We start from the raw sequence: 25410 nt of genomic DNA on the forward strand, positions 1-25410 counted from the left end.
GGTTCAGTGGGACTTCGCGTCTGCTCGCGAGGAAGGGTCCCGCTAGCAGTGGCTAACTAGTCGCCGGTACGCACAAATTCTTCTTCGCGGTCACCACCGACGCAGCTGGTTCCGGTCTCTTCCTGGTGACCGCGCCCGGCGAGCCGCAAGATCGGATCCTGCGGCGGGGCCGGTAGCGGAAAATGCGTGATGCCCTTCACGTGCGACGTGCCGCCTTGCGGGCACTGTCCGTCGGTCTCGAAGTCGAAGCTCCAGCTCCCTTTGTCGAATACCAGCGGCAATGCGCCTTCGGGTGAGTGGAAATAGCTCATACACCGATCGCCGGTGCGAAGACAGTCCGTGTGGACCGCGAAGTCGTTCCCTGGTGCACCGGAAGTCTCGTCGCCGAGCAAGGCATGACGGTAGCGCCCGTGCAGTGCTTCGGCCGGCGACACCACCCGCGGTCCCTGGGTGGTCGGGTCGGGAAGACTGGTCACGTCAACGTCTGCGGTGCGGGTGAAAGTAACGTCCCGCTTGCTCACGCAGGCATTGCTGGCGGTCGAGCTGTATTCGCCGACAAGGGTGCCATCGGAGCGTGGTTGCAACGTGAACACCTGCCAGCGTTGGGCGGGAGCACCCTTGCACGTTCCTGGGCCGACGCCGACGGCAAACCAGCGTCCGCCGACTTCGTCGAACACCAACGCCGACACCAGCGTGGTGTCGCCGCCCCGGCGTGATGCTGTGGCCACGCACCCGTTGGAGCCACACGCAGAGCGGATGCCCCACGTTTCGGTCACCGGCTTCCCATTCGCAAACGGCTTACCGTCGAAAGTGGTGTCCGGGGTGAAGTCGGCCTTGTAGGTGCCGGTGAAGGGACCTGCCGCGGCGGTCGGCTGGGGGCGCGGCGCGACGTTCGCGGTCGCCAACAGAACGCCCCCGATCAATAACGCGATGGCCAGCATGGCGGGAATCACGACGCGAGGGCGTCGCCACAGCGGCCGCTGCGGGGTGGGTTTGGCTTCCCATTGTGATGGTCCCGCTGGTGGTTGCGAGACCAGCGCGGCGCGGGTAGCGGCGAACTGGTCGTGCCCTTGGCTGTCGATGGGGCCCGCGGTGAACCGGTCGGGCTGGATCGGCTGGTACGCAGGCACCGCCGGCCCAGGGTGCGTTAGGGGCATTGTCGTCGCATCGCGAGCCGCGCGCGCCAACTCCAGCGTGTTGGCATACCGTTGCTCAGGGTTTTTGGCCATGCCGGTCGCGATGACCGGATCGAATTCCGCCGGCGCCCCGGTGTCGGAGGGCCGTGGCGGCGGGGCTGCAACGTGACCGGCGTACTGCTGCTCCAGACTGTCCCCGGGGTAGGGATGTTGCCCGGTCAAGCACTCCGACAGCACGCATGCCAGCGCATAAACATCCGAGCGTTGGTCCACCTCGCCTGCTCCGAACCGCTCCGGCGCCATGTAATGCCAGGAGCCGATGACACCGCTTGTGCCGGTCAAACCCGTCTCACCGGCGGCGCGTGCAATCCCGAAATCGATCAAATAAGCGAAGTCGTTTTCATCGAGCACAATGTTGGACGGTTTGACATCGCGGTGTACCAGTCCGACCTGATGCGCGGCATTCAGCGCCTCAGCGACCTGTTCGATGATCCGCACCGCCCGGGTAGGCGACAGCGGGCCGGCGGCCAGGATGGCTTGTAAGTCGCGGCCCTCGATCAACCGCATGTCCACATACAGGCGCCCGTCGATCTCCCCGTAGGTGTGAATCGGAATCACGTGCGGATTGTTCAACCGCGCCGCCGCGTGGGCTTCGCGACGAAATCGGTGCTGAAACACGGCGTCTTGAGAAAAGTGTGCTGGTAAGACTTTTAGCGCGACGATGCGATCTATGACGGTGTCGTGGGCCCGCCAGACTTCTCCCATGCCGCCGCGGCCAAGCAACTCGATCAGCCGGTACTGCCCGAATGGCGCTTCATCCATATGAGCCTCCCGACAAGCGCAGCTCAGCACACCATAAGCCGCGGCAGCTGGCCCGCAATGGGCTGGAGTTCGAAAGCATTACTTCGGCGATCATCACAGTCTCAGTCCGCCGGCCATCCCTGCGATGCTGGCGGGTGGGCACCAAGACTCAGCAAGCTTCCACGGCGCAGCCCCCTATCCTGTTACGGGCCATCGCGGGGAGCGCCACGTCTCATACGCCACCACGCGCCGCTTTTCCGGGAATCAGTCCGCGAGTATGGGGAGCAATAGCAGTAGCTAGATGCGGCCGTTGGGGAAGATCGTCTTGACCGCTTGGGTGATCGTCTCGCGCGCGGTGGCGTCGTCGGAGGGCTGCAGCGACTCGATCACCATGATGTAGCGCCGGTCCGGGCCGATCACGCCGGTCGACAAATGCATCCAGTCCGCGCCGATACAACACATCCAGCCCTGCTTGACCGCAACGGGCTCGGCATACAGTCCATCGGGAATGCCGAACCGCTGCGGGTAGCCGTCCACGCCCGTCGGGGTGGACCGGGCCAGGTCGTTGACCATCGTCCGGGCGCGGTCCATGGGCAGCCCGCCGGAGCCGTCAAGCAGCATTTCGTAGTAGCGGATCAGGTCGGGTGCCGAACTGATGGTGTTCCACCACCGCCCGTCGCTGGGCGGCGCGGTCGACGTCAGCCCATACCGGCTCGCCACCTGCGTGATGATGGCGTCGCCGCCGTCCTGTCCCCAGAAGCGCTCGGCAGCGCCGTCGTCGGAGGACTGCAGCATCACGTCCAGCGACTGGCGGTCCTCGGCGGACAGCACGGAACGGCCCTCGGATTCCCGCAGCAGCAGGTCATCGGCGATGAACAGCTTGGCCACCGACGCCGTGGCGATGATCTGGGTGTGCCCGTTGGAGACCAGCTGGTGCGTGGCCCGATCCAGGATGGCCACCGACAGGGTGGCGCCCCGGGCGGCCGCCTGGTCGGTGGCCTGCTGGATGCGGGCCTGCACGCCGGCCAGCCCGCTCGTTGCCAGGGTGGGCAGCGCTATCGGCGCATTGGTCGGGGTGATGGTCCGCAGCAGCAGTTCGACCAGCTGCTGCTGCGGCTGGGGTGGCGGCTGCGCCACCGATTGATCGGTCGAGTTGAACGCCTTGGCATGAACCGTCGCCTCGCAGCCGGCGACCACCAGCAACGTCGCCGCCACTACGGCGAAAAGCAACGTCAGCGGCCGGGCTCGCATTGCACTCCTTCGGCATACTCGGGCGTCTCAAGGCATCATGCAGCGTTGGGGGCGGCCGCGTCGCCTTTTCCCCTGGGGGCACCCGGCTGGACGGGTCCTGCAAGGGTCCGGATCCATGCGGTCTGACCCCAGCTATATGTACCACTTGCAGGCGGTTCGGGGCGGGCGCGAACCACCACAGTTTCCTGTGATTTTCACTGCATGCGCCCTGTCTGGCACAATTGGCCAGTTGTCTTTCAGCGGTTGTCGGCGGGCCCGTGCCTACCGCCTGCTGCGAGATGCACCCAAGGAGCCCTAACCATCGGCTTGGTAACCGACGCACGCCTGCGTGCGGGTGGTCGGCCAGGCCGCGACCCTGAGGAAGTTTTCAATGAACAGGCTGGACTTCGTCGACCAGGCGTCGCTGCGCGACGACATCCCCGCCTTCAGCCCCGGCGACACCGTCAACGTGCACGTCAAGGTGATCGAGGGTGCCAAGGAGCGTATCCAGGTCTTCAAGGGTGTGGTGATCCGTCGCCAGGGTGGCGGTATCCGCGAGACCTTCACGGTGCGCAAGGAGAGCTACGGCGTCGGCGTCGAGCGGACTTTTCCGGTCCACTCGCCGAACATCGACCATATCGAGGTGGTTACCCGTGGCGACGTACGCCGCGCCAAGCTGTACTACCTGCGGGAGCTTCGGGGCAAGAAGGCCAAGATCAAGGAAAAGCGCTGACCGCGAAAGGGGACCGGTGTCCACAGCCGCACGCCCCGTGCTGGCTACGCTGATCTCGTGACCGACACTGAGGATTCTCCTTCGGAGGACTCAACCGCGCCGGACGGCGGCAAATCGGAGTCGTCCGCGCGCGAGACCGATACGTCAGGCGAGCCCGCCGCGGGTACGAAGGCGAAGCGCAAGAAGGAAGAGCCCGCAAAGCGGTCGACGCTGCGGGAGCTGACCACACTCGCGGTCGTCGCGATAGTCCTGTACTACGTGATGTTGACCTTCGTCGCGCGCCCGTACCTGATTCCGTCCGAGTCGATGGAGCCCACCCTGCACGGCTGCTCCACCTGCGTTGGCGACCGCATCATGGTCGACAAGATCACCTACCGCTTCAGCTCGCCCAAACCCGGTGACGTCATCGTCTTCAAGGGACCGCCCTCGTGGAACATCGGCTACAAGTCGATCCGCTCCTCCAACACCCTGGTGCGCTGGGTGCAGAACGCGCTGTCGTTCATCGGGTTCGTGCCGCCCGACGAGAACGACCTGGTGAAACGTGTGATCGCGGTCGGCGGGCAGACGGTGCAATGCCGCGCGGACACCGGCCTGACGGTCAACGGGAAGCCATTGAAGGAGCCGTACCTGGATCCGAACACCATGATGGCCGACCCGTCGGTGTACCCGTGCCTGGGCAGCGAGTTCGGTCCGGTCACCGTGCCGGCCGGGCGACTGTGGGTGATGGGCGACAACCGGACCCATTCGGCGGATTCACGCGCCCATTGCCCGATGCTGTGCACGGGTGACCCGACGGCGGGCACGGTACCGGTCGCCAATGTCATCGGCAAGGCCAGGTTCATCGTGTGGCCGCCGAAGCGATGGGGTGGTGTGGGATCTATTGACCCCCAGCAGGGTCAGTAGCCATGGCCACCACCTGGCCACCTCGGACGGTGATTCGCAAATCCTCCGGCTTGCGCACCCTGGAATCCGCCCTCTACCGCAGTGGCCTGGGACCGGTCGCCGGGGTGGACGAAGTGGGGCGCGGAGCCTGCGCCGGCCCGCTGGTGGTGGCGGCCTGCGTGCTCGGGCCTGGACGGCTCGAAAGCCTTGCCGCCCTTGATGATTCGAAAAAGTTGACGGAGAAGGCGCGGGAGCGTCTGTTTCCGGTGATCCGTCGCTACGCCCTGGCCTACCACGTGGTGTTCATCCCGTCGGTCGAGGTGGACCGGCGCGGTGTGCACGTGGCGAACATCGAAGGCATGCGACGGGCGGTGGCCGGCCTGTCGGTGCGGCCCGGGTACGTCCTGAGCGACGGGTTTCGCGTGCCGGGTCTGTCGGTCCCGTCACTGCCGGTGATGGGCGGCGATGCGGCGGCCGCGTGCATCGCCGCGGCCAGTGTGCTGGCCAAGGTCAGCCGGGACCGGTTGATGGTGGCGATGGATGCCGAGCACCCGGGGTACGGGTTCGCCGACCACAAGGGCTACAGCACCGCGGCGCACGGCCGCGCGCTGGCGCAGCTTGGTCCGTGCCCGCAGCACCGCCGTTCGTTCATCAACGTGCGGCGCGTGGCCGGCGGCGGGACGACCGAGCTGGTAGCCGAGTGCCCTCCGGGCGAGACCGACGATTTCCGTTGAGAGAAGATGGGGCAGCAGCTCCGGGAGAGAGACGCCTGAACAGATGAGTGGCAGATGAGTGCAGAGGATCTCGAAAAGTACGAAACCGAGATGGAGCTCTCGCTGTACCGCGAATACAAGGACATCGTCGGTCAGTTCAGCTATGTCGTGGAAACCGAACGTCGCTTCTATCTCGCCAACAGCGTGGAGATGGTGCCGCGCAACGCCGACGGGGAAGTGTACTTCGAACTGCGGCTCGCCGACGCGTGGGTATGGGACATGTACCGGCCGGCCCGCTTCGTCAAGCAGGTGCGGGTGGTCACGTTCAAGGACGTCAACATCGAAGAAGTCGAGAAACCCGAACTGCGACTGCCCGAGTAGCCGGCGGGCTAGGCACTCTCGTCGGAGTGATCCGGCAGGTTGCCCCGGGACTCGATGACCTTGCGCGCCACGTCGGCGAGCTTGATGTTGAGGCCCTGCGAGTGGCGCCGCAGCAGGTCGAAGGCGTCGTCCTCGTTCATGTCGTTCAGCATCATCAGCATGCCGACCGCCTTGCCGATCTCGCGGTTGCTCAGCAGTCCGCGCCGCAGGCTGGTGGCGTCCTCGCCGTGTGCGATGGCGTTGATGGCGACGCTGGCGAACGAGGCCAGCACCGCCGCCCGGCCCGCGGCCTCGGTGTCGAACAGATTGGGAGTCTCGCTGAACAGGTTCAGCGCGGCGGCTTTTCGTTTGTCGATCAGCAACCGAAAACCCATGGCGCCGCGCACCGGCGTCTCCGCGACCAGCCGGGCGGCGAAGTGCGGCCACTGGTTGGGCTTGGTCAGATCCGGTTCGATCTGCGGGGTTTCCTCTTCGATCGCATCGATGCAGGGGCCGTCACCGGAACTACGTTCGAGGTCGTCGATGCGGTGCGCGAGCCGGGAGCTGGCACCCACCGTCACGTAGTGATCACCGCGCTTCACCAGCAGGCTGGCGTGGTCGCAGCCGGGGACCACCAGGGTGGCCGCCACGCAGATCGCGGCATACATCTGAGTCGCGTCCGAGCCCTGGTAGATGATCTCGGCAAGGGCGGCGAACACCGTGGCCGGGTCGGCCGTGAGTGCACCGGGTGTCGAACTCTCCACTTCGGGTTCGTCGGGCACGTCACTTCCTCCCACCGGCGCTATGCGTACCGCCGTAGAGTAGCCGTACCGTTGCGCCAGTCACACGCCGACGGCGCGCTCCAGGTCCTTCAGCGATGTCTCCAGGTGGCTCAGCATCCGCTGAAGGTGCGGAACGCTGCCTCTGGCGCCCACCAAACCGAAGTCCAGGTTCTCGGCATTGTTGGTCACGGTGATGTTCATGGCCTGGCCGTCCAGGGCGATCGACAAGGGGTAGTTGCCGACCATCTGCGCCCCTCGCCAGTACAACGGCTCTTTGGAGCCCGGGACGTTGGAGATCACGATGTTGAACGGCGGCGGGGCGGTGCGGATGAAGCCCGGGATGAGTCCGAGGAACAGGCCGCCGGTCATGAAGGCCGACAGCGCGAGTTGCTGGACTTTGGGCAGTTGATTGAAAACCTGCTTCTGCTCGCTCATCGAGGAGCTGATGCCCTCGATGCGCCTGCCCGCGTCCTCGAGGTGGGTGTTCAGGTTGCACAGCACGGTGCCTACCGCGTTGCCGCCGCTTTCGGCGTCGGTTTCCTTGCGCAGGCTAACCGGAACCATCGCCACTAGCGGGGCGTCGGGGAGGGCGTTCTGTTCGATCAGATAGGCGCGAAGCGCGCCCGCGGACATCGCCAGCACGACATCGTTGAAGGATGCGTCGGCGGCGGTCTTCACCGCCCGGATGCGTTCCAGTGGCCACGACTGCGCGGCAATGCGTCGGGCTCCGCCGATCCGGACGTTGAACATGGTCTTGGGGGCCCGGAACGGGAAGGTCAGTTGCTGTTCGAGCAACGCCGCACGCGCCAGTGCCAACGTCGACGGCGCGAGGGCGGCCGTCGACCGCATACCGTCGGTGAGGGTCTGCAGCGGTGACGGTTTGTGGCCGCCGGAACGCTTGCGCGGCTTCAGCTCCCAGGGCACCCGGGTTTCGTCGTCATCGGGATCTCCGGTGAAGGCGCGCTGCATCAATTTCAGCGCGGACACCCCATCCATCAGCGAATGGTGGAACTTCGTATAGACCGCATAGCGGCCGTCGTTGAGCCCCTCCACCAGATGCGCCTCCCACAAGGGCCGGTGCCGGTCGAGCAGGCTGCCATGCAGCCGCGAGGCCAGCTCCAGCAGTTCACGCACCCGACCCGGGCGGGGCAGCGCGGACCGCCGGAAGTGATAGTCGAGCTCGATGTCGCGGTCCTGGGACCAGGCCAGGTTGGTCACCGGACCGAAAAAAGCCGGGTGCTTGCGGAAGGTGGGTTGTACATCGGTGCAATTGAGCATCGACTCGTAGGCCTCGGTCACGAAGTCCCCGTCGGCGCCCTCCGGTGGCTTGAAGAGTTGCAGGGCGCCGACATGCATGGGGTGTTCGCGAGATTCGCCGACCAGGAACATCGAGTCGGCGGGTGCTATCAGCTGCATGGTCCCTCTTTCGCCGTCGTGCCCGATCTGAACTCGCTATGAGTAACCATCTGCCGCGCTTCGCACACCTTTGTGAGCTACGACGTGAAGAGTTTGGCCGTCGCCGCCCGGGGGAAGTTTCGTTCAAATGGGACTCACTGTTGCCGTAACCGGTCCGACCGGGGAAATCGGCAAGTCGGCCGTCACGGCCTTGGAACGCGAACCCGCGGTCAGCAGGATCATCGGAATGGCGCGCCGGCCGTTCGACCCGCTGTCGCGCGACTGGACGAAAACCACGTATCTGCAGGGCGACATCCTCGACCGGGAGGCGGTCGACGCGCTGGTCGCCGGCGCTGACGTCGTGGTGCACCTGGCGTTCATCATCATGGGGTCCCGGGCCGAGAGCGAGCAGGTCAATCTGCAGGGCACCCGCAATGTCTTCGAGGCGACTGTCGCGGCGCAGAACGCGTCCGGAAAGCCGCGCCGCCTGGTCTACACGTCGTCGGTGGCCGCCTACGGTTACTACGCCGACAACCCGGTACCGCTGACCGAGGAGGTGCCGACGCGCGGCTCTGCCGAGCATTACTACTCCCGGCAGAAAGCGGCGTGCGAAGCGATGCTCGCCGAAGTCACGGCGAACTCGCCGCTGGAGGTCTTCGTGCTGCGGCCCTGCATCGTCACCGGGCCCGAGGCTCCCGCCCTGGCCGACGCGATGCCGTGGAACCAGCTGCCCGCACCGATGCGGGCCGTGTCGAAGGTGCTGCAGAAGCTGAAGCCGGTAATTCCGGATCCGGGATTCCCGCTGCAATTGGTCCACCACGACGACGTCGCGGCGGCGATCGCGCTGGCGGCTGTCGCTCCGGCGCCGCCAGGGGCCTACAACATCGCCGGCAACGGTGTGGTGACGATCAGCGACGTGGCCAGGGCTTTGGGCGGGCGCCCGGTACGGGTCCCCGCCGCGGCGGCGTCGGCGGCGTCGGCGGCGATCTCGCACCTGCCGTTCCTGCCCTCGTTGATGGAATGGCTGCACGTGGCAAGGGCGTCGGTGGTCATGGACACCAGCCGCGCCCAACGCGACCTCGGTTGGCACCCGACCCACACCTCGGCCGAGGCGCTGGAGGCGCTGGCGTCAGCGGTGTGACGACGGTCGAGGTACGTTGAGGCCGTGACAGCCGAGACTGCGGTGGCGGCCGGGAACACCCAGTGGGATACGTAACCGCGCGCCGGCAGGCCCAGCATGTGGCCGGCGGTCAGGCGATCACCCGTCAGGAGACCCTGGCCGTCGAAGAACCGCTGGAGATACGCCTCAATGGCACGCCCAGCTCCGTGACCATGCGCACGCCGGGCTCGGATTTCGAACTGACACAAGGGTTTTTATTCACCGAGGGGATCATCGCGCAGCGCGCAGACATCCAGGCGATGCGCTACTGCGAGGGGCGCGGCGACGACGGCGCCAACAGCTACAACGTGCTGGACGTGACCCTGGCGCCCGGTGTGCGACCGCCGGATCTGAATGTCACCCGCAACTTCTACACCACCTCGTCGTGTGGGGTGTGCGGCAAGGCCGCACTGGAAGCGGTGCGACTGATCAGCCGGCATGCGCCCGCCGGCGATCCCGCGACAGTCGACGCGGCAGCGCTGCGGGCGATGCCGGGTCGCCTCCGCGCCGCACAGAAAGTCTTCGCCGCCACCGGCGGGTTGCACGCGGCGGCGCTGTTCGCGGTGGACGGCACCATGCTGGCCGTTCGCGAAGATATCGGCCGGCACAATGCGGTCGACAAGGTCATCGGCTGGGCGCTGGAGGCCGGGCGGGTGCCGCTGACGGCGTCGGTGTTGTTGGTCAGCGGACGGGCGTCGTTCGAATTGACCCAGAAAGCGCTGATGGCCGGGATCCCGGTGCTGGCCGCGGTGTCCGCCCCCTCCTCGCTCGCCGTTTCGCTGGCCGAGGACTCCGGGATCACGCTGGTGGCTTTCCTGCGGGAGGACTCGATGAACGTCTACACCAGGGCCGATCGGGTTACTCCCTAGCGGCAGGTCGAAGACCCGGTGGAACGGGGTATCCCCCGGCTAACCTGTCTGCGGACCCATCGCGACAGTCCGCCGGGGGAGGCGCCGTGGAAGGGACATCTTTTGGTCGCTACCGCCTGATCGAATTGATCGGGCGCGGCGGCATGGGCGAGGTGTGGCGCGCATTCGACACCGAGACCGAGCGGGTGGTCGCGGTGAAGGTGCTGCCGCCGAATCTGGCCAGTGATCCGGCGTTCGAGCAGCGGTTCCGCCGGGAGGCTCTCGCGGCGGCGCGGCTCAGCGACCCGCACGTGGTACCGATTCACCATTTCGGGGAGATCGAGGGCCGGCTCTACGTCGACATGCGCCTGATCGAGGGCCGCGACCTGCAGTCTGTCATTGCCGATGGCCCCCTGGACCCGCCGCGGGCGATCGGCATCATCGCGCAGGTGGCCTCGGCGCTGCGCGCCGCGCATCGGGTCGGCCTGGTGCACCGCGACGTCAAACCGTCCAACATCCTGGTCGCCGAGCAGGACTTCGCTTACCTCATCGATTTCGGGATCGCCCGCGCGGCCGGGCAGACGCAGATGACGGGAACCGGGAATGTGATCGGAACCTGGGCGTACCTGGCCCCCGAACGGGTGACCAGCGGGCAGTCGGACTCGCGGGCCGACACCTATGCCCTGGCCTGTGTGCTGCACGAATGCCTGACCGGCAGTCAGCCGTTCCCGGGCAACAGCATCGAGCAACAGATCGGCGGCCACCTCGCCCTGCCGCCACCCCGGCCGTCGGCACTGCGCGCGGACCTGCCGGTCGAACTCGACACGGTCATCGCCACCGGGATGGCCAAGAGTCCGGACGACCGCTATGCGGCGGCGACAGACCTGGCTGCGGCCGCCCGCGCGGCGATCACCGCGCCGGCCGGCCGGCAGCATCCCGAAATGAGTTCCGGTGCAGCCTATTACGGTGATGCGGTGGAGGGTGATACGCGGCACGCGACGCCGGGGCCCGCTCGAGCCGACAACCAGCGGGTCGGCTTCCCGGGCCCGCCTCGAGCGGCCGAGCCCCGGAGCTTTCCGGTCAAGACGGTCGCGGCGATCGGCGCCGCCACGATGCTCGCGGTCGTGGCCACGGTGATCGCTCTTGACGTCGGTTCAACCGGCAAGAAGACGCCGGCCCCGTCGTCGGGCCGCCCGACCCCGGCCGCGGTCGCCGACAGCGGGCCCTTCACCGGTGTTTTCGCGGTCGAATTCGGACCGGCATCGACGTATCTGGGCGAGTCGTTCGCCGACTCGTCGAGTAAGCGGCGGTGGGCGGTGCGATCGAAATGTGGGCCGGGCGGGGGCTGTGTGGCGACGGCTGTCCGGCAAGCCACCGCTAATCAGCCGGCCATCTCAGCGATTTTCGACGACATCGGCGGCCGGTGGATCGCCGTGTTCGCCGCACCGGCCAAGTGTTCGGGCCGCGATGTCGACGGTTTCACCGCGATCACCCTGCAGCCCCGTCCGGACGGCGCCCTGTCCGGAGAACAACGAACCCAAGACGCCGGCGGGTGTACCAGCAAGCGGTCCATCACGTTGACGCGAACCGGCGACGTCCGGGAGGCCGACGGTGTCGCCGACCCGAGTACGGTTGCCGCGCAAGTGAATTCGCCGGCCAGGGGCCTGCGGGGCCGCTACCACGAGACGATGGTGTTCAAGACCAAGACCTATGAACACGACCTCACCTCCGCCACGGACTGCCTGCGCGATGCGACACGGTGCATCACCATCCTCTTCAACCCCGAGACCGTCATCCCCCTGGTGTTCGTGAACGGCAAATGGAGCCAGGACAGTACCTACTCGAAAGAGTGCCGCAAGGGCGGGACGTCAACGGTGCGGAATACCTCCGACTTCCCGCTGCCGCAACCTCCGCAGGACCCGATCGGGCAACTGTCCGGGCGCGGGCACCAGGAAATGTCGGGGTCGCCGTGCGCAGCCAGCAACGACTACCAGGACACCTTCGTCCGGACCGGCGACTGACCGGTCGCGCTCAGCAGGCTGAACCTTGTGGGTCAGCGGATAACTGTGGATAACCGTCCGGTCCGGCTGCGGTAACGCGGGACACGGTCCCGCCGATGTCGCCGATCGGGTGCAGGTTGGGCGGCATGACGAGCCAAAGAACGATGACGCGAGCCCAGCTCGGAGCATGGGGCGAACAGCTGGCTGTAGATCATCTGACCCGCAGCGGGCTGCGGATACTCGGCCGCAACTGGCGCTGCCGGTACGGCGAACTCGATCTGATCGCCTGCGACAACACCGGCGGCACATTGGTTTTCGTCGAGGTCAAGACCCGCAGCGGGGACGGATACGGCGGTGTGGCCCAGGCGGTGACCGAAGCCAAAGTGCGTCGGCTGCGCCGGCTGGCCGGGCTGTGGCTGGCCGGGCAGGACGGGCGCTGGGCGGCGATCCGCATCGACGTGATCGGGGTGCGGATCGGTCGTCGGCCCGGGCCGGAGCTCACTCATCTCAAAGGCATCGGCTGATGGCCCTGGGGCGTGCCTTCTCCGTCGCGGTGCGCGGCCTGGACGGGCAGATCGTGGAAATCGAAGCCGACATCACCTCCGGCCTGCCGGGCGTCCACCTGGTGGGTCTGCCGGACGCGGCGTTGCAGGAGTCGCGTGATCGGGTGCGGGCGGCGGTGACCAACTGCGGCAACGACTGGCCGCAGGCCCGGCTGACGCTGGCCCTGTCGCCGGCCACGCTGCCGAAGATGGGTTCGGTCTACGACATCGCGCTGGCTGCAGCGGTGCTGTCGGCGCAACGGAAAAAGCCCTGGGACCGATTGGAGAAGACGGTGTTGCTGGGGGAGTTGTCGCTGGACGGCCGGGTGCGGCCGGTGCGCGGGATATTGCCCGCGGTGCTGGCCGCCAAGCACGACGGATGGCCGGCCGTCGTGGTTCCGGCCGACAACCTCGCCGAAGCCGGCCTGATCGACGGTATCGACGTCTGGGGTGTGCATACGCTGCGCCAGCTGCAACGCTGGCTCAGCGGATCGGGCGACCTGGACAACCGGATCACCGCGCCGGCCCCCGCCGAAGAGCCGCCGGCGGATCTGGCCGACGTGGTCGGCCAGTCGCAGGCCCGGTTCGCCGTCGAGGTGGCCGCGGCCGGTTCGCATCACCTGATGCTGACCGGTCCACCCGGTGTGGGCAAAACGATGCTGGCCCAACGGCTTCCGGGCTTGTTGCCGCCGCTGTCACACAGCGAGGCGCTGGAGGTGACCGCAATTCACTCCGTTGCGGGACTGCTGAGCGCCGAGACACCGCTGCTGAGCAGGCCGCCGTTCGTGGCACCACATCACAGTTCAACTGTCGCGGCGCTGGTCGGCGGCGGCTCGGGAATGGCCCGCCCGGGTGCGGTCAGCCGCGCACACCGGGGCGTTCTGTTTCTCGACGAGTGCGCCGAGATTAGCGTCAGCGCGTTGGAAGCGCTGCGGACACCGTTGGAGGACGGGGAGATTCGCCTGGCGCGGCGGGACGGCGTGGCCTGCTATCCGGCGCGGTTCCAACTGGTGCTGGCCGCCAACCCGTGCCCGTGCGCACCGGCCGACCCGCGGGACTGCATCTGCGCCGCGGCGGTCAAACGCCGCTACCTGGGCAAACTCTCGGGGCCGCTGCTCGACCGGGTGGACCTGCGAGTGCAGATGAACCCGGTGCGGGCCGGCGCGTTCACGATCACCGACGGGGAGTCGACGGCGCTGGTGCGCCGGCGGGTGACGGCGGCTCGGGAAGCGGCCGCCGAACGGTGGCGCCCGCACGGTTTCAGCACCAATGCCGAGGTCAGCGGTCCGTTGCTGCGCCGCAAATTCCGTCCCGGCAGCGCCGCGATGGCACCGCTGCGCAAGGCTTTGGACGACGGACTGCTCAGCATCCGGGGCGTAGACAGGACGCTGCGGGTCGCGTGGAGTCTGGCCGATCTGGCCGGTCTCACCTCGCCCGGTTTGTCCGAGGTCGCCACCGCGCTGAGCTTCCGGCAGGCGGGAGCGCATCGATGAGCAACGCGGACAAGGACCTGCGCGCCTGGGCCTACCTGTCGCGAGTGGCCGAACCGCCTTGTGCGGAACTGGCCGCCCTGGTCAAGAGCGTCGGTCCCCGGGAGGCGGCCGAGCGGGTCCGGTGCGGGCTGGTCGACGACGCCCTGTCGCGTCTCACGGCGGCGAGACGTGATATCGATCGGGCGGCGACGGATCTCGAGATGACTGCCCGGCGCGGTGGCCGCCTGGTAACGCCGGACGACGACGAGTGGCCGGTGCTCGCGTTCGCCGCCTTCGGCGGCGTCCAATCCAGGGCCACGATGCCGTTGGTGTTGTGGGCGATGGGCCCCGCGCGCCTCGACGAGATAACCGAGCGGGCGGCAGCTCTGGTCGGGACCCGTGCTTCGACGGCCTACGGCGAGCACGTCACCGGCGACCTGGTCGCCGGGCTGGCGCAGCGCGACGTCGCGGTGGTCTCGGGTGGCGCCTACGGCATCGACGGGGCGGCTCACCGGGCCGCGCTCGCCGCGGATGGGATCACCGTCGCAGTTCTGGCCGGCGGGCTCGACGTCCTGTACCCGGCCGGGCATTCCGCGCTGCTGCACCGCATCGCCCAGCACGGCTTGCTGTGCACCGAATACCCGCCGGGAGTCCGTCCGGCCCGATTCCGCTTCCTGAACCGCAACCGCCTGGTGGCCGCTTTGTCGGGGGCGGCGGTCGTGGTCGAGGCGGGCCTCCGCAGCGGCGCCGCCAACACCGCCGCCTGGGCGCGGTCGCTGGGCCGGGTGGTGGCCGCGGTACCCGGGCCGGTGACGTCGTCGGCGTCGGCGGGTTGTCACCTGTTGCTGCGCAACGGCGCGCAGCTGGTCACCCGAGCCGAGGACATCGTCGAGCTGGTCGGGCACATCGGTGAGCTTGCGGATGAAGAGCCACGGCCCGGCACGGCCCTGGACGGGCTGGGTGAGGCGGAGCGGCAGGTGTATGAGGCGCTGCCGGGCCGGGGCGCGGCCACGGTCGACGAGATCGCCATCGCCGCCGGGCTGGTCCCCGAACACGTGCTGGGGCCGCTGACGCTGCTGGAATTGATGGGTTTAGCCCAGAGCCGCGACGGCTACTGGCGCATCGTGCGTCAGCGTCGTGGCCGGGCCCGGCTCGTATAGTCGGGTAGGGGTCAGATCGTGACAGGAGGACAAGTGGCAGGCCGGCCTCTGCAGGCTTTCGAAGTGGTCAGCACCGAACTGCTGACTCCGCACATGGTCAGAGTGGTGCTGGGAACCAGCAACTTCGACACGTTCGTCCCCAGCAAGTTCACCGACTCCTACGTCAAGTTGGTGTTCGTCGACGACGGCATCGACATGAGCGCGCTGCCCAGACCGCTGACGCTGGACAGCTTCGCCGAGGTGCCGCCCGAGAAGCGCCCACCGGTGCGCACCCTCACCGTGCGACGTGTCGACGAGGAAGCACGTCAGATCACGGTGGATGTCGCCGTGCACGGCGAGCACGGGGTGGCAGGTCAGTGGGCCGCCGGCGCCCGACCGGGCCAGCGGATCTATCTGATGGGCCCCGGCGGCGCCTACACGCCGGACCCGGCCGCCGACTGGCACCTGCTGGCCGGCGACGAGTCCGCGCTGCCGGCCATCGCCGTCGCGCTCGAAGCGCTGCCCGACTCCGCGGTTGGTATGGCATTCATCGAGGTGGCAGGTCCGGACGACGAGATTGCGCTGACCGCGCCAGAGGGCGTCGAGATCAACTGGGTGTATCGCGGCGGCCGTGCGGACCTGGTGCCCGAGGACCGCGCCGGTGATCACGCGCCGCTGATCGAGGCGGTCAGAACGGCGCGCTGGCTGCCCGGCCGGGTGCACGTCTTCATCCACGGCGAGGCGCAGGCGGTCATGCACAACCTGCGGCCCTACATTCGCAAAGAGCACGGCGTCGACGCGCAGGCGGCGTCCATCTCGGGCTACTGGCGGCGCGGGCGCACCGAGGAGTCGTTCCGGCAGTGGAAGAAGGAGCTGGCCGCGGCGGAAGCGTCGGAGCGGTAGATTCCGCGCGCGCCGTCGGCTGGCATTCTCTAGGGCATGGCATTCGGCGACTATCAGCTCGAAATCTATTTCAAAGGTCTGGCCGGGGTAGCGCCCTCGCTCCCGATGGCGTTCGCCGAACTGGAGGCCAGGGCCGAGATGGCGATGTCGCCATCGGTGTGGTCCTACGTCGCCGGCGGCGCCGGCGACGAGCGCACGCAGCGCGCCAACCGCCAGGCGTTCGACCGGTGGGGCCTGATGCCGCGCATGTTCGTCGGCGCCGCCGAACGCGACCTGTCGGTGCAGATGTTCGGCCTGACGTTGCCGTCGCCGCTGTTCATGGCGCCGATCGGGGTCATCGGCCTGTGCGCCCAGGACGGCCACGGCGACCTGGCGACCGCACGCGCGGCAGCCCGCACCGGCGTGCCGATGGCCGTCTCCACCCTGACCGCCGATCCGCTGGAAGACGTCGCCGCGTTGTTCGGCGACACCCCCGGCTTCTTCCAGCTCTACACCCCCAAGAACCGGGATCTGGCCGCCAGCCTGGTGCAGCGCGCCGAAGCCGCGGGCTACAAGGCCATCATCGTCACTCTCGACACCTGGATCCCCGGCTGGCGGCCCCGGGACCTGAGCACCGCCAATTTCCCGCAACTGCGCGGGCACTGCCTGAGCAACTACACCAGCGACCCGGTCTTCCGCGCCGGCCTGCCGCGGCCGCCCGAGGAAGACCCACAGGGCACGGTGCTGGCCTGGGCGCAGACCTTCGGCAATCCGCTGACCTGGAACGACCTCGGCTGGCTGCGGTCGCTGACCGACCTGCCGCTGATCATCAAGGGCATCTGTCATCCCGACGACGCCCGGCGCGCCATCGACGGCGGCGTGGACGGCATCTACTGCTCGACCCACGGCGGCCGGCAGGCCAACGGCGGGCTGCCGGCACTGGATTGCCTGCCCGGCGTCGTAGAGGCAGCTGACGGGGTGCCGGTGCTCTTCGACTCGGGCATCCGCAGCGGCGCCGACGTGGTCAAGGCACTGGCGATGGGTGCCACGGCGGTCGGCGTGGGCCGCCCCTACGCCTACGGACTGGCGCTGGGCGGCATCGACGGGCTCGTTCACGTGCTGCGCATGCTGCTCGCCGAGGCCGACCTGACGATGGCCGTCGACGGGTATCCGGCGCTCAAAGATCTCACCCCGGACACACTGCGGCGAGTCCGGTAGGAACATCGCGCCGCGTCTGCCAGCGTGCGGGGATGCCGGATCAAACGGTCCTCGAAGAGTTCGACGAGTATCTGGCGCTGCAGTGCGGCCGGTCGGCGCACACCCGCCGCGCCTATCTCGGGGACCTGCGGTCACTGTTCGACTTCCTCGCCGCGCGTGGCGCGGACCTGCAGGCCCTGAGCCTGCCGCTGCTGCGATCCTGGCTGGCCGGCGCCGCAGGGGCGGGCGCGGCCCGTACCACGCTGGCTCGCCGCACCTCCTCGGTCAAGGCCTTCACCGCCTGGGCGGTCCGGCGTGGCCTGCTGTCCTGCGACCCCGCCGCCCGACTGCAGGTGCCCAAGGCCCACCGCACCCTGCCGGCGGTGCTGCGACAGGATCAGGCGCTGGCGGCCATGACGGCCGCGAAGTCCGGGGCCGAGCAGGGGGATCCGCTGGCACTGCGCGACCGGCTGATCGTCGAACTGCTGTATGCCACCGGGATCCGGGTGAGCGAGCTGTGCGGCCTGGACGTCGACGACGTCGACACCGCCCACCGGCTGGTGCGGGTGCTGGGTAAAGGCAACAAACAGCGCACCGCGCCGTTCGGCCAACCCGCCGCCGAGGCACTGGGAGCCTGGCTGTCCGACGGACGTCCGGCGCTGGCCACGGCCGAGTCCGGGCCCGCGCTGCTGCTGGGCGCCCGCGGCCGCCGTCTGGACGTGCGGCAGGCGCGGACCGTCGTACACCAGACCGTCGCGACGGTGGACGGAGCGCCCGACATGGGGCCGCACGGGCTGCGGCACAGCGCTGCCACCCACCTGCTGGAGGGAGGCGCGGACCTGCGGGTCGTGCAGGAGTTGCTCGGCCACTCGAGCCTGGCCACCACCCAGCTCTACACCCACGTCGCGGTGTCCCGGTTGCGGGCGGTGCACGACCAGGCACACCCGCGGGCCTAACCGGCCAGCGGTTTGAGCCGCACCGGTGTCGACGCCAACAGGCCCAGCGGGTCGAGGTAGTCGGCGCGCGACGCCGGACCCCACATCGCGCCCCAGTGCAGGCACGCCGCCGCGGGGCAGCCGGGGTGGCCGGCCAGCAGCTCTCCGATCAGCGCACCGGAGGCCACCGACTGGCCCGCTCGGACCCGGGCGCGCACCGGTTCGTAGCTGGTGTGCAGGCCACCGGAGTGGGCCAGCGATACCACCGGCCGGCCCGCCAGCAGTCCGGCGTACACCACCGTGGCATCACCCGCGGCGTACACCGGCTGGCCCGGATCACCCGTCAGATCCACGCCGCGGTGCCCGGCGTGCCAGTCCGGCGACGGCGCGTCGAAGACCCGCACGACCGCCGGCGGGGGATGCAGCGGCCACAGCAACCTGCCGCCGCCGGCGTCGGCGGGCGGAGCGTTGAGCAGCACCCAGGTCACGGCCAGGATCAGCAGCAGCCATCGCACCCGCTCAGTCCACTGCGAGCGGGGACGGTCAGCCAGTCACCTGCGAGGTGCTGTGGACAACCAGCCGCTGGGAAAAACCACCCGCTACAGCGGTGTAAACTCCTCTACGCAGCTCGTGAAAGCGGGCTGACTTCGCGCGTCTGCACGCGGCCCAGCGATCCAGGGACCCGCACCAGCATGCCGAGCGGTCCCGCAGCCCGGATTCCCGGACTCGGGTTCGGCAACGCAGCAGACGCCAGGGCCCGGCTTCAACCGATGCCGGGCGACAACCGACATTGAAAGCTGGGCGTAGCCATGGCTGTTGTGACCATGAAACAGCTGCTTGACAGCGGCACCCATTTCGGGCATCAGACCCGTCGCTGGAATCCCAAGATGAAGCGGTTCATCTTCACCGACCGCAACGGCATCTACATCATCGACCTGCAGCAGACGCTGACCTACATCGACAAGGCGTACGAGTTCGTCAAGGAGACCGTCGCCCACGGCGGCAGCGTCATGTTCGTCGGCACCAAGAAGCAGGCGCAGGAGTCCGTCGCCGCCGAGGCGACCCGCGTCGGTATGCCGTACGTGAACCAGCGCTGGCTGGGCGGCATGCTGACCAACTTCTCCACCGTGCACAAGCGCCTGCAGCGCCTCAAGGAACTCGAGGCGATGGAGCAGACCGGGGGCTTCGAGGGCCGCACCAAGAAAGAAATCCTGATGCTGACCCGCGAGAAGAACAAGCTGGAGCGCAGCCTCGGCGGTATCCGGGACATGGCCAAGGTGCCCTCGGCGATCTGGGTCGTCGACACCAACAAGGAGCACATCGCCGTCGGCGAGGCTCGCAAGCTCGGCATCCCGGTCATCGCGATCCTGGACACCAACTGCGACCCCGACGAGGTCGACTACCCGATCCCGGGCAACGACGACGCGATCCGTTCGGCCGCCCTGCTGACCAAGGTGATCGCCTCCGCGGTCGCCGAGGGCCTGCAGGCCCGCGCCGGCCTGGGCCGCGGCGACGGCAAGCCCGAGGCTTCAGACTCGCTGGCGGCAGAGCCGCTGCCCGAGTGGGAGCAGGAACTGCTCGCCGGTGCCGCCGCAACCGCCGCCACCGACGCGGCGGGCACCCCCGAAACAACCCCAGACGCATCCTAGGAAAGGCTGAGCATTGGCGAACTTCACCGCTGCCGACGTCAAGCGACTTCGGGAGCTGACCGGCGCTGGAATGCTGGACTGCAAGAACGCTTTGGCCGACTCGGACGGCGACTTCGACAAGGCGGTCGAGGCGCTGCGGATCAAGGGCGCCAAGGACGTCGGCAAGCGCGCCGAGCGTGCGACGGCCGAAGGTCTGGTCGCCGCCAGGCAGGGCGCACTGATCGAGCTGAACTCCGAGACCGACTTCGTCGCCAAGAACGCGGAGTTCCAGGCGCTGGCCGACCAGGTCGTCAACGCCGCCCTGGAGGCCAAGGCCAGCGACGTGGAGAGCCTCAAGGCGGCCAGCATCGGTGACAAGACGGTCGAGCAGGCCATCGCCGAGCTGTCGGCCAAGATCGGCGAGAAGCTGGAGCTGCGCCGCGTGCAGTACTTCGACGGCAACGTCGAAACCTACCTGCACAAGCGGGCGGCGGACCTGCCGCCGGCCGTGGGTGTGCTCGTCGAGTTCGAGGGTGAGAACAACGACGCGGCGCACTCGGTCGCCCTGCAGATCGCCGCGCTCAAGGCGCGGTACCTGTCGCGTGACGACGTCCCCGAGGACGTGGTGGCCAGCGAGCGCCGCATCGCCGAGGAGACCGCCAAGGCCGAGGGCAAGCCGGAGCAGGCGCTGCCCAAGATCGTCGAGGGCCGCCTCAACGGCTTCTTCAAGGACGCCGTGCTGCTCGAGCAACCCTCGGTGTCCGACAACAAGAAGTCCGTCAAGGCGCTGCTCGACGAGGCGGGCGTGACGGTGACCCGCTTCGTGCGCTTCGAGGTGGGGCAGGCGTAGCAGGGTCAGGCCCGACACATGGTCCGCGTACACGCTTTCGGTGACGACGCCCTGGGCGATCTCGATGCGGTGGCCCTCGCCGAGGCGATCCGGACCGGTCGGGTGGACCGAGCCGAGGTTGTCGAGGCGGCCATCGCTCGCGCGCAGGCCGTCAACCCGGAATTGAACGCCCTGGCCTACCGGGCGTTCGACTCGGCCAGGGCTGCCGCCCGACAGGCCAACAGCGGCTACTTCGCCGGTGTGCCGACGTTCATCAAGGACAACATCGACGTGGTCGGGCAGCCGACCATGAACGGCACCGACGCCTGGCACCCGTATCCGGCCAGCGCCGACAGCGCGGTGACTCGCGTGGTGCTCGACACCGGGCTGATCTCGCTGGGCAAGACGCAGTTGTCGGAGTTCGGGTTCAGCGCGGCCGCCGAGCATCCCCGGCTGGGTCCCGTGCGTAACCCGTGGAACACCGACCACACCGCCGGCGCGTCGTCGTCGGGCTCCGGGTCGTTCGTCGCCGCCGGCGTGGTGCCAATCGCGCACGCCAACGACGGCGGTGGCTCGATCAGGATCCCGGCGGCCTGCAACGGACTGGTGGGGCTCAAACCGTCGCGCGGTCGGATGCCGCTGGACCCGCAGTATCGGCGATTGCCGGTGGGCATCGTGGCCAACGGGGTGCTGACGCGCTCGGTACGCGATACCGCGGCGTTCTACCGGGAGGCCGAGCGGCTGTGGCGCAACCCCAAACTTCCACCGATCGGCGACGTGACGGGGCCGGGGAAGCGGCGGCTGAGGATTGCGGCAGTGACCAACTCGGTCCGGCGGGCGGCGAGCCCGGAGATCAGGGACCTGACGCTGAAGTCGGCCGCGTTGCTCGAGGAGCTCGGGCACCACGTCGCGTACGTCGACAACGATTGGGTGCCGTCCAGTTTCGTCGACGATTTCGTGCTGTACTGGGGTTTTCTCGCATTCGCCCAGGTCGGTACCGGGCAGCGCCTGTTCGGCGAAACCTTTGACCGCACCAGGCTGGACAACCTGACACTGGGACTTGCCCGCCACACCCGCCGCAACATCCACCGGCTGCCGCTGGCCATTGCGCGGCTGCGCGGGCTGAGGCGGCGCAGTGCCCGCTTCTTCGACAGCTACGACGTGCTGCTCACCCCCACCCTCGCCGACCCGACACCGTCGGTGGGATACCTGGCGCCGACCGACTTCCGCCAGGTCATCGACCGATTGATCGACTGGGTCGCGTACACGCCGCTGCAGAATGTCAGCGGTGACCCGGCGATCTCGCTGCCGCTGGCACAGACGGCGGACGGTCTGCCGGTGGGCATGATGTTTGCAGCCGATATCGGGCACGAGGCGCGGCTGTTGGAGCTGGCATACGAACTCGAGGAAGCCCGGCCGTGGGTACGGATTGACGCGTAGTCGATCCGACGTCAGTCCGCCCCGAGCCGCTCCAGCATGTTCTTGAACTCGCGCTGTTGGGTCTCGGTCAATCTGGCCAGAATCCGTGCGTCGGCCGCGCGCACGACCGCCTCGGCCCGGTGCAGCAGCTGGTGACCCTGGCCGGTCAGCGACGCCGGCAGCGCGCGCCCAGATGACACCGATGCGGGTCGGGTCACCGCGCCGAGGTCTTCGAGCTTGCGCAATACCGTGTTCATGGCCTGGGGGGTGACGCTGGCGTGCCGGGCCAGCTCGGCACTGGACGCTCCGGGCGTCAGGGAGAGACTGCGCAAGCACACGAACTCGGGCAGCGTCAGGCCCAGTGGGCCCAGCGCCGCAGACACCTCGGGCCGGAGCACGGCCGTGACCCGGTACAACAGATATCCCAGCGGCGCGTCCCCGACCGTTTCCATATCAGGGATATTGACATATCCCGCGCCCTGGACCGAGCCCTAGTGGTGAAAATGTCGCCGAACAATTCTCGATATCCGTTTTGCCGGCACCCGTTAATTGCCAGAAAGTATCCGAAACAACTCTCGAGTTTCGTAATCCTGCGGCACGGCTCGGCACGGCACAATTCGACGGAATGGACAATTTGCGCAGTGACAACCGATACCAGTGTTACGCAAGTGGGCCTGCGAACAATTTGTGGCCGAGATCAAATTTGGGGTTGTCTGCGCTGGTAGGGAGGCTAGCGGGGTAATTTTCAGCGGCGTGGGTGTTTTGGGCCCGTGCGGCGAGGGTAATGCGAACAGGATGCGGTCGCGTGCCCAACGAAGGGTGCGTACCGCTTCGAACGACACCAACGGAGAGGATTCAGCGTGAAGTTCACAACCACCACCGCTAAAACTGCCATCGCTGCCGCAGGAATTGCCGCGGCAGGCCTGTTCGGTGCGGCGGCCGCCTCGGCCACACCCGGCGTCCCCGAAGGACTCGGCACGCCGCAGACCCTGGTCGACGGCCAGCGGATCACCGACTACACCGTCAGCAGCCTGCAACCCGCCACGGTGACCATTCCCGGTTACACCCCGGCCGGGCAGCTGTGGCAGGCCGACGTCAACGTTCGGGCCAACAGCGGCGTGGTGACGCCCGTCGTGACCAACTTCAACGCCCGCACCGGTGACCAGACCTACCGGGTGATCAGCGTTCCGGCTACCCCGCAGGGCCTCAGCCCCGCTCCGCTCACTCAGGGCGCCAGCGCGACCGGCAAGCTCTACTTCGATGTGACCGGTGCCGCCCCGACCGAGGTCGTCTACAACGACGGCATCCAGGACGTGCTGGTGTGGTCCACTAACCCGGCGAACGCCCCGGGCCCGAACACGATTCCGGGCCAGCAGCCGAACACCGTGCCCGGCCAGCCGAACACCATGCCTGGCCAGCAACCGAACACCATGCCCGGCCAGCCCAACCCGGCGCCCGGCATGGCGGTTAACGAGCCGGTTCAGCAGAGCTAACGCAGCACCGCCAACCCCTCCCCGCGCCGCGGCCAAGGCGCGGGGAGGTTGCTGTCCGGACCCCGCGAGGCGAATGCGATATGAGTCGGCGCTGCCCGATCTGGGTATGCCGACGCTATGACCCATACCGACCACCGGCCCAGCGAAATTGTCGAGCAGGCGCAGCGATACGCCGACGAAGCGCGTGCCTCGATGCAGCAGAAACGCGATCGACAAGACGGCGGCGTGAGCGGCTGGGTGGCCGAACGTGCCGGTCAGTGGGACCTCGACGGCCAGGATGAGGCCACCATGCACAGGCAGAAGTTCCTATGGAACCTGTTGGTGGACTACTGGTTTCGCATGGAGATCGACGGCTGGGAAAACGTCGGACCGGCACCGGTGCTGTTGATCGGGATCCACTCGGGGGCGCCTTTCGTGTGGGACGCGTGGACCGTGGGCCTGCAATGGTGGCGACGGTTCGGCCCCGAACGCCCATTGCACGGCACCGCGCACGACGCACTGATGGCCGTTCCGGGAATCGGGCGGTACTTCCGCGCGATGGGGGTGCTGCCGGCGGCGCCCGACGCGATCGCGACGGCGCTGGCCGAAGGCCGCGACGTGGCCCTGTGGCCCGGGGGAGAGGTGGACTCGCTGCGGCCGTGGCGCGAGCGCGACTGCGCCAACCTGGCCGGACGCAAGGGCTTTGTGCGGATGGCGATCCGCGCCGGGGTCCCCATCGTGCCGATCGCCACTGTCGGGGGCGCCGACGCCATGCCGGTGCTGATCCGTGGCGATCGGCTGTCGCGGCTGCTGCGGTTGGACAAGCTGCTGCGGCTCAAGGTTTTCCCGGTGGCCATCTCGCTGCCGTGGGGTATCGCGCCGGCGGCTCTTCCGCAGTTCCCGCTACCGGCCAAGATCAGGACGCGGTTCATGCCACCGGTCGAGTTGGATCAGGACCCGGAACGCGCCGAGGACGAGGACTACGTTGCCGCTAAATACCAAGAGGTCCAGGACAGCATCCAACACGGCATGGATGCGTTGACCCGCAAACGAGCCCTGCCGGTGTTCGGCTGACTCATTGGGCGACGGAGTCGCGGTCGAGCTCGGTCCACACCGGATTCAGCATCGGCTCGCCGACGATCCATCGCGGCTGCGGTGGCGACACCGCCATGTATCCCACTCCGCGCACCGTTTCCACCATCGCCTCGTGGGCGGTGCCGAGCTTGGCTCGCAGGCGCCGCACGTGGACGTCGACGGTACGCACCCTGCCATTGCTCTCATAGCCCCACACCTCATGCATCAGGCGGGTTCGACTGAACGCCCGGCCGGCATGCTGCACAAGGAAATTCAGCAGTTTGAACTCGGTGAGGGTGAGGGCGAGATCTTTGCCGTCCAGGGACGCGGTGTAGCTGGCCGGGTGCAGGATCAGTTCGCCGAACTGCAGCGTGCCGCCGATCGTCTTGCGCCGGCGGGTGACGGCCAGGCGCAGCCGGGCCTGCAGTTCGACGGCCCCGGCCGCGGCCGGCAGCACGTCGTCGAAGTTCCAGTCGACATCAATTTGCACGAAGTCAGCCGGCGCGACCACGGCGACCACGGCCAGCGCCGGTCTGTTCGCGGTCAGATGCCGACACGCCCGCCGGGCGGCCACCAGGTCGGTTCGCGCATCGATGATCGCGACATCCGCGCCGTCTGTGGGCCCGACGTCGCCGTCGCCCAGGGCCGCGACGCGCACGGTGAGGGCGAATGTCTCCAGCGTGGGCAATGCGGACTCGAAGTCGGCCTCGTTGGTAAGCAGAAGAACGTCCAACTGCCATCTCCACGTTTCTGACGATGGTTGCTTCACCGTCCCGCCGACA

Annotated in this window: 25 protein-coding genes; 18 read left to right on the plus strand and 7 right to left on the minus strand. The window is 68.1% G+C overall.

Annotated elements, in window-relative coordinates:
* Positions 1-56 precede the first annotated feature (56 nt).
* Positions 57-1958 (minus strand): serine/threonine-protein kinase, encoded by a 1902-nt coding sequence (locus AC5Y7D_RS24380; RefSeq protein WP_499928405.1) that lies wholly within the window; start codon positions 1956-1958, stop codon positions 57-59.
* Between the two features lie 276 nt (positions 1959-2234).
* Positions 2235-3188: a serine hydrolase gene (locus tag AC5Y7D_RS24385; protein ID WP_499928406.1), complete on the minus strand. Its 954-nt coding sequence runs from the start codon at positions 3186-3188 to the stop codon at positions 2235-2237.
* A 370-nt stretch (positions 3189-3558) separates the two neighbouring features.
* Here AC5Y7D_RS24385 and rplS point away from each other — a divergent pair, with 370 nt between their 5' ends.
* From rplS to AC5Y7D_RS24405, 4 genes are read left to right on the plus strand one after another with little or no spacing between them, the layout of a single operon-like run.
* Positions 3559-3900 carry a 50S ribosomal protein L19 gene (gene rplS, locus AC5Y7D_RS24390; protein WP_499928407.1) on the plus strand — a complete coding sequence of 114 codons (342 nt, stop codon included), beginning with the start codon at positions 3559-3561 and terminating at the stop codon, positions 3898-3900.
* A gap of 57 nt (positions 3901-3957) precedes the next feature.
* Entirely contained in the window at positions 3958-4803 is an 846-nt protein-coding gene (gene lepB / locus AC5Y7D_RS24395; RefSeq protein ID WP_499928408.1) for a signal peptidase I, read from the plus strand.
* Positions 4804-4805: 2 nt separating this feature from the next.
* On the plus strand, positions 4806-5516 hold the full coding sequence (locus tag AC5Y7D_RS24400; RefSeq protein WP_499928409.1) for a ribonuclease HII: 711 nt from the start codon (positions 4806-4808) through the stop codon (positions 5514-5516).
* Between the two features lie 54 nt (positions 5517-5570).
* Positions 5571-5876 carry a DUF2469 domain-containing protein gene (locus AC5Y7D_RS24405; RefSeq protein WP_012393608.1) on the plus strand — a complete coding sequence of 102 codons (306 nt, stop codon included), beginning with the start codon at positions 5571-5573 and terminating at the stop codon, positions 5874-5876.
* A gap of 8 nt (positions 5877-5884) precedes the next feature.
* Here the strand turns inward: AC5Y7D_RS24405 and AC5Y7D_RS24410 are convergent, their stop codons facing one another.
* Both AC5Y7D_RS24410 and AC5Y7D_RS24415 read right to left on the minus strand, forming a co-directional pair.
* Positions 5885-6637 (minus strand): GAF and ANTAR domain-containing protein, encoded by a 753-nt coding sequence (locus AC5Y7D_RS24410; RefSeq protein ID WP_499928410.1) that lies wholly within the window; start codon positions 6635-6637, stop codon positions 5885-5887.
* Between the two features lie 60 nt (positions 6638-6697).
* Positions 6698-8053, minus strand: coding sequence for a WS/DGAT/MGAT family O-acyltransferase (locus AC5Y7D_RS24415; protein WP_499928411.1), 1356 nt, complete (start codon positions 8051-8053; stop codon positions 6698-6700).
* Between the two features lie 127 nt (positions 8054-8180).
* Here AC5Y7D_RS24415 and AC5Y7D_RS24420 point away from each other — a divergent pair, with 127 nt between their 5' ends.
* The 9 genes from AC5Y7D_RS24420 to AC5Y7D_RS24460 all read left to right on the plus strand — a co-directional run bounded on the left by AC5Y7D_RS24420 (position 8181) and on the right by AC5Y7D_RS24460 (position 18227).
* Complete coding sequence (locus AC5Y7D_RS24420) at positions 8181-9173, plus strand: NAD-dependent epimerase/dehydratase family protein (protein ID WP_499928412.1); 993 nt, start codon at positions 8181-8183, stop codon at positions 9171-9173.
* Positions 9174-9235: 62 nt separating this feature from the next.
* Positions 9236-10060: a formate dehydrogenase accessory sulfurtransferase FdhD gene (gene fdhD / locus AC5Y7D_RS24425; protein ID WP_499928413.1), complete on the plus strand. Its 825-nt coding sequence runs from the start codon at positions 9236-9238 to the stop codon at positions 10058-10060.
* An 86-nt stretch (positions 10061-10146) separates the two neighbouring features.
* Positions 10147-12060, plus strand: a complete 1914-nt coding sequence (locus tag AC5Y7D_RS24430) for a serine/threonine-protein kinase (RefSeq protein ID WP_499928414.1) — start codon at positions 10147-10149, stop codon at positions 12058-12060.
* A gap of 125 nt (positions 12061-12185) precedes the next feature.
* A complete protein-coding gene (locus tag AC5Y7D_RS24435) occupies positions 12186-12563 on the plus strand; it encodes a YraN family protein (RefSeq protein ID WP_499928415.1) in 378 nt (125 codons plus the stop codon).
* Positions 12563-14074: a YifB family Mg chelatase-like AAA ATPase gene (locus AC5Y7D_RS24440; RefSeq protein WP_499928416.1), complete on the plus strand. Its 1512-nt coding sequence runs from the start codon at positions 12563-12565 to the stop codon at positions 14072-14074. The genes AC5Y7D_RS24435 and AC5Y7D_RS24440 overlap by 1 nt, the downstream gene beginning before the upstream one ends.
* Complete coding sequence (gene dprA, locus AC5Y7D_RS24445) at positions 14071-15213, plus strand: DNA-processing protein DprA (RefSeq protein WP_499928417.1); 1143 nt, start codon at positions 14071-14073, stop codon at positions 15211-15213. The genes AC5Y7D_RS24440 and dprA overlap by 4 nt, the downstream gene beginning before the upstream one ends.
* Positions 15214-15246: 33 nt before the next feature.
* Positions 15247-16095 (plus strand): siderophore-interacting protein, encoded by an 849-nt coding sequence (locus AC5Y7D_RS24450; protein WP_499928418.1) that lies wholly within the window; start codon positions 15247-15249, stop codon positions 16093-16095.
* 36 nt (positions 16096-16131) lie between these two features.
* A complete protein-coding gene (locus AC5Y7D_RS24455) occupies positions 16132-17292 on the plus strand; it encodes an alpha-hydroxy-acid oxidizing protein (protein WP_499928419.1) in 1161 nt (386 codons plus the stop codon).
* Between the two features lie 32 nt (positions 17293-17324).
* Entirely contained in the window at positions 17325-18227 is a 903-nt protein-coding gene (locus AC5Y7D_RS24460) for a tyrosine recombinase XerC (RefSeq protein WP_499928420.1), read from the plus strand.
* Here AC5Y7D_RS24460 and AC5Y7D_RS24465 read toward each other — a convergent pair.
* On the minus strand, positions 18224-18721 hold the full coding sequence (locus tag AC5Y7D_RS24465; RefSeq protein WP_499928421.1) for a M23 family metallopeptidase: 498 nt from the start codon (positions 18719-18721) through the stop codon (positions 18224-18226). The two genes, AC5Y7D_RS24460 and AC5Y7D_RS24465, sit on opposite strands and share 4 nt — an antisense overlap.
* Positions 18722-19015: 294 nt before the next feature.
* Here AC5Y7D_RS24465 and rpsB point away from each other — a divergent pair, with 294 nt between their 5' ends.
* The 3 genes from rpsB to AC5Y7D_RS24480 are packed head-to-tail and all read left to right on the plus strand — an operon-like array spanning position 19016 to position 22103.
* Positions 19016-19855: a 30S ribosomal protein S2 gene (gene rpsB, locus AC5Y7D_RS24470; RefSeq protein WP_499928422.1), complete on the plus strand. Its 840-nt coding sequence runs from the start codon at positions 19016-19018 to the stop codon at positions 19853-19855.
* A 13-nt stretch (positions 19856-19868) separates the two neighbouring features.
* On the plus strand, positions 19869-20684 hold the full coding sequence (tsf, locus tag AC5Y7D_RS24475) for a translation elongation factor Ts (protein WP_499928423.1): 816 nt from the start codon (positions 19869-19871) through the stop codon (positions 20682-20684).
* Between the two features lie 18 nt (positions 20685-20702).
* Positions 20703-22103, plus strand: a complete 1401-nt coding sequence (locus AC5Y7D_RS24480; protein WP_499928424.1) for an amidase — start codon at positions 20703-20705, stop codon at positions 22101-22103.
* Positions 22104-22114: 11 nt separating this feature from the next.
* Here the strand turns inward: AC5Y7D_RS24480 and AC5Y7D_RS24485 are convergent, their stop codons facing one another.
* The gene (locus AC5Y7D_RS24485; RefSeq protein WP_499928425.1) at positions 22115-22534 is read right to left on the minus strand and encodes a MarR family winged helix-turn-helix transcriptional regulator; all 420 of its coding nucleotides are present in this window, start codon (positions 22532-22534) and stop codon (positions 22115-22117) included.
* Positions 22535-22942: 408 nt separating this feature from the next.
* On the opposite strand from AC5Y7D_RS24485, the gene AC5Y7D_RS24490 reads away from it, so the two are divergent.
* Positions 22943-23575: an MPT63 family protein gene (locus AC5Y7D_RS24490; RefSeq protein ID WP_499928426.1), complete on the plus strand. Its 633-nt coding sequence runs from the start codon at positions 22943-22945 to the stop codon at positions 23573-23575.
* A 117-nt stretch (positions 23576-23692) separates the two neighbouring features.
* A complete protein-coding gene (locus AC5Y7D_RS24495; protein ID WP_499928427.1) occupies positions 23693-24628 on the plus strand; it encodes a lysophospholipid acyltransferase family protein in 936 nt (311 codons plus the stop codon).
* A 1-nt stretch (position 24629) separates the two neighbouring features.
* On the opposite strand, the gene AC5Y7D_RS24500 is transcribed toward AC5Y7D_RS24495, so the two are convergent.
* On the minus strand, positions 24630-25361 hold the full coding sequence (locus AC5Y7D_RS24500; protein ID WP_499928428.1) for a winged helix-turn-helix domain-containing protein: 732 nt from the start codon (positions 25359-25361) through the stop codon (positions 24630-24632).
* Between the last annotated feature and the right edge of the window lie 49 nt (positions 25362-25410).

The sequence above is a fragment of the Mycobacterium sp. NGS49 genome, assembly GCF_059812565.1.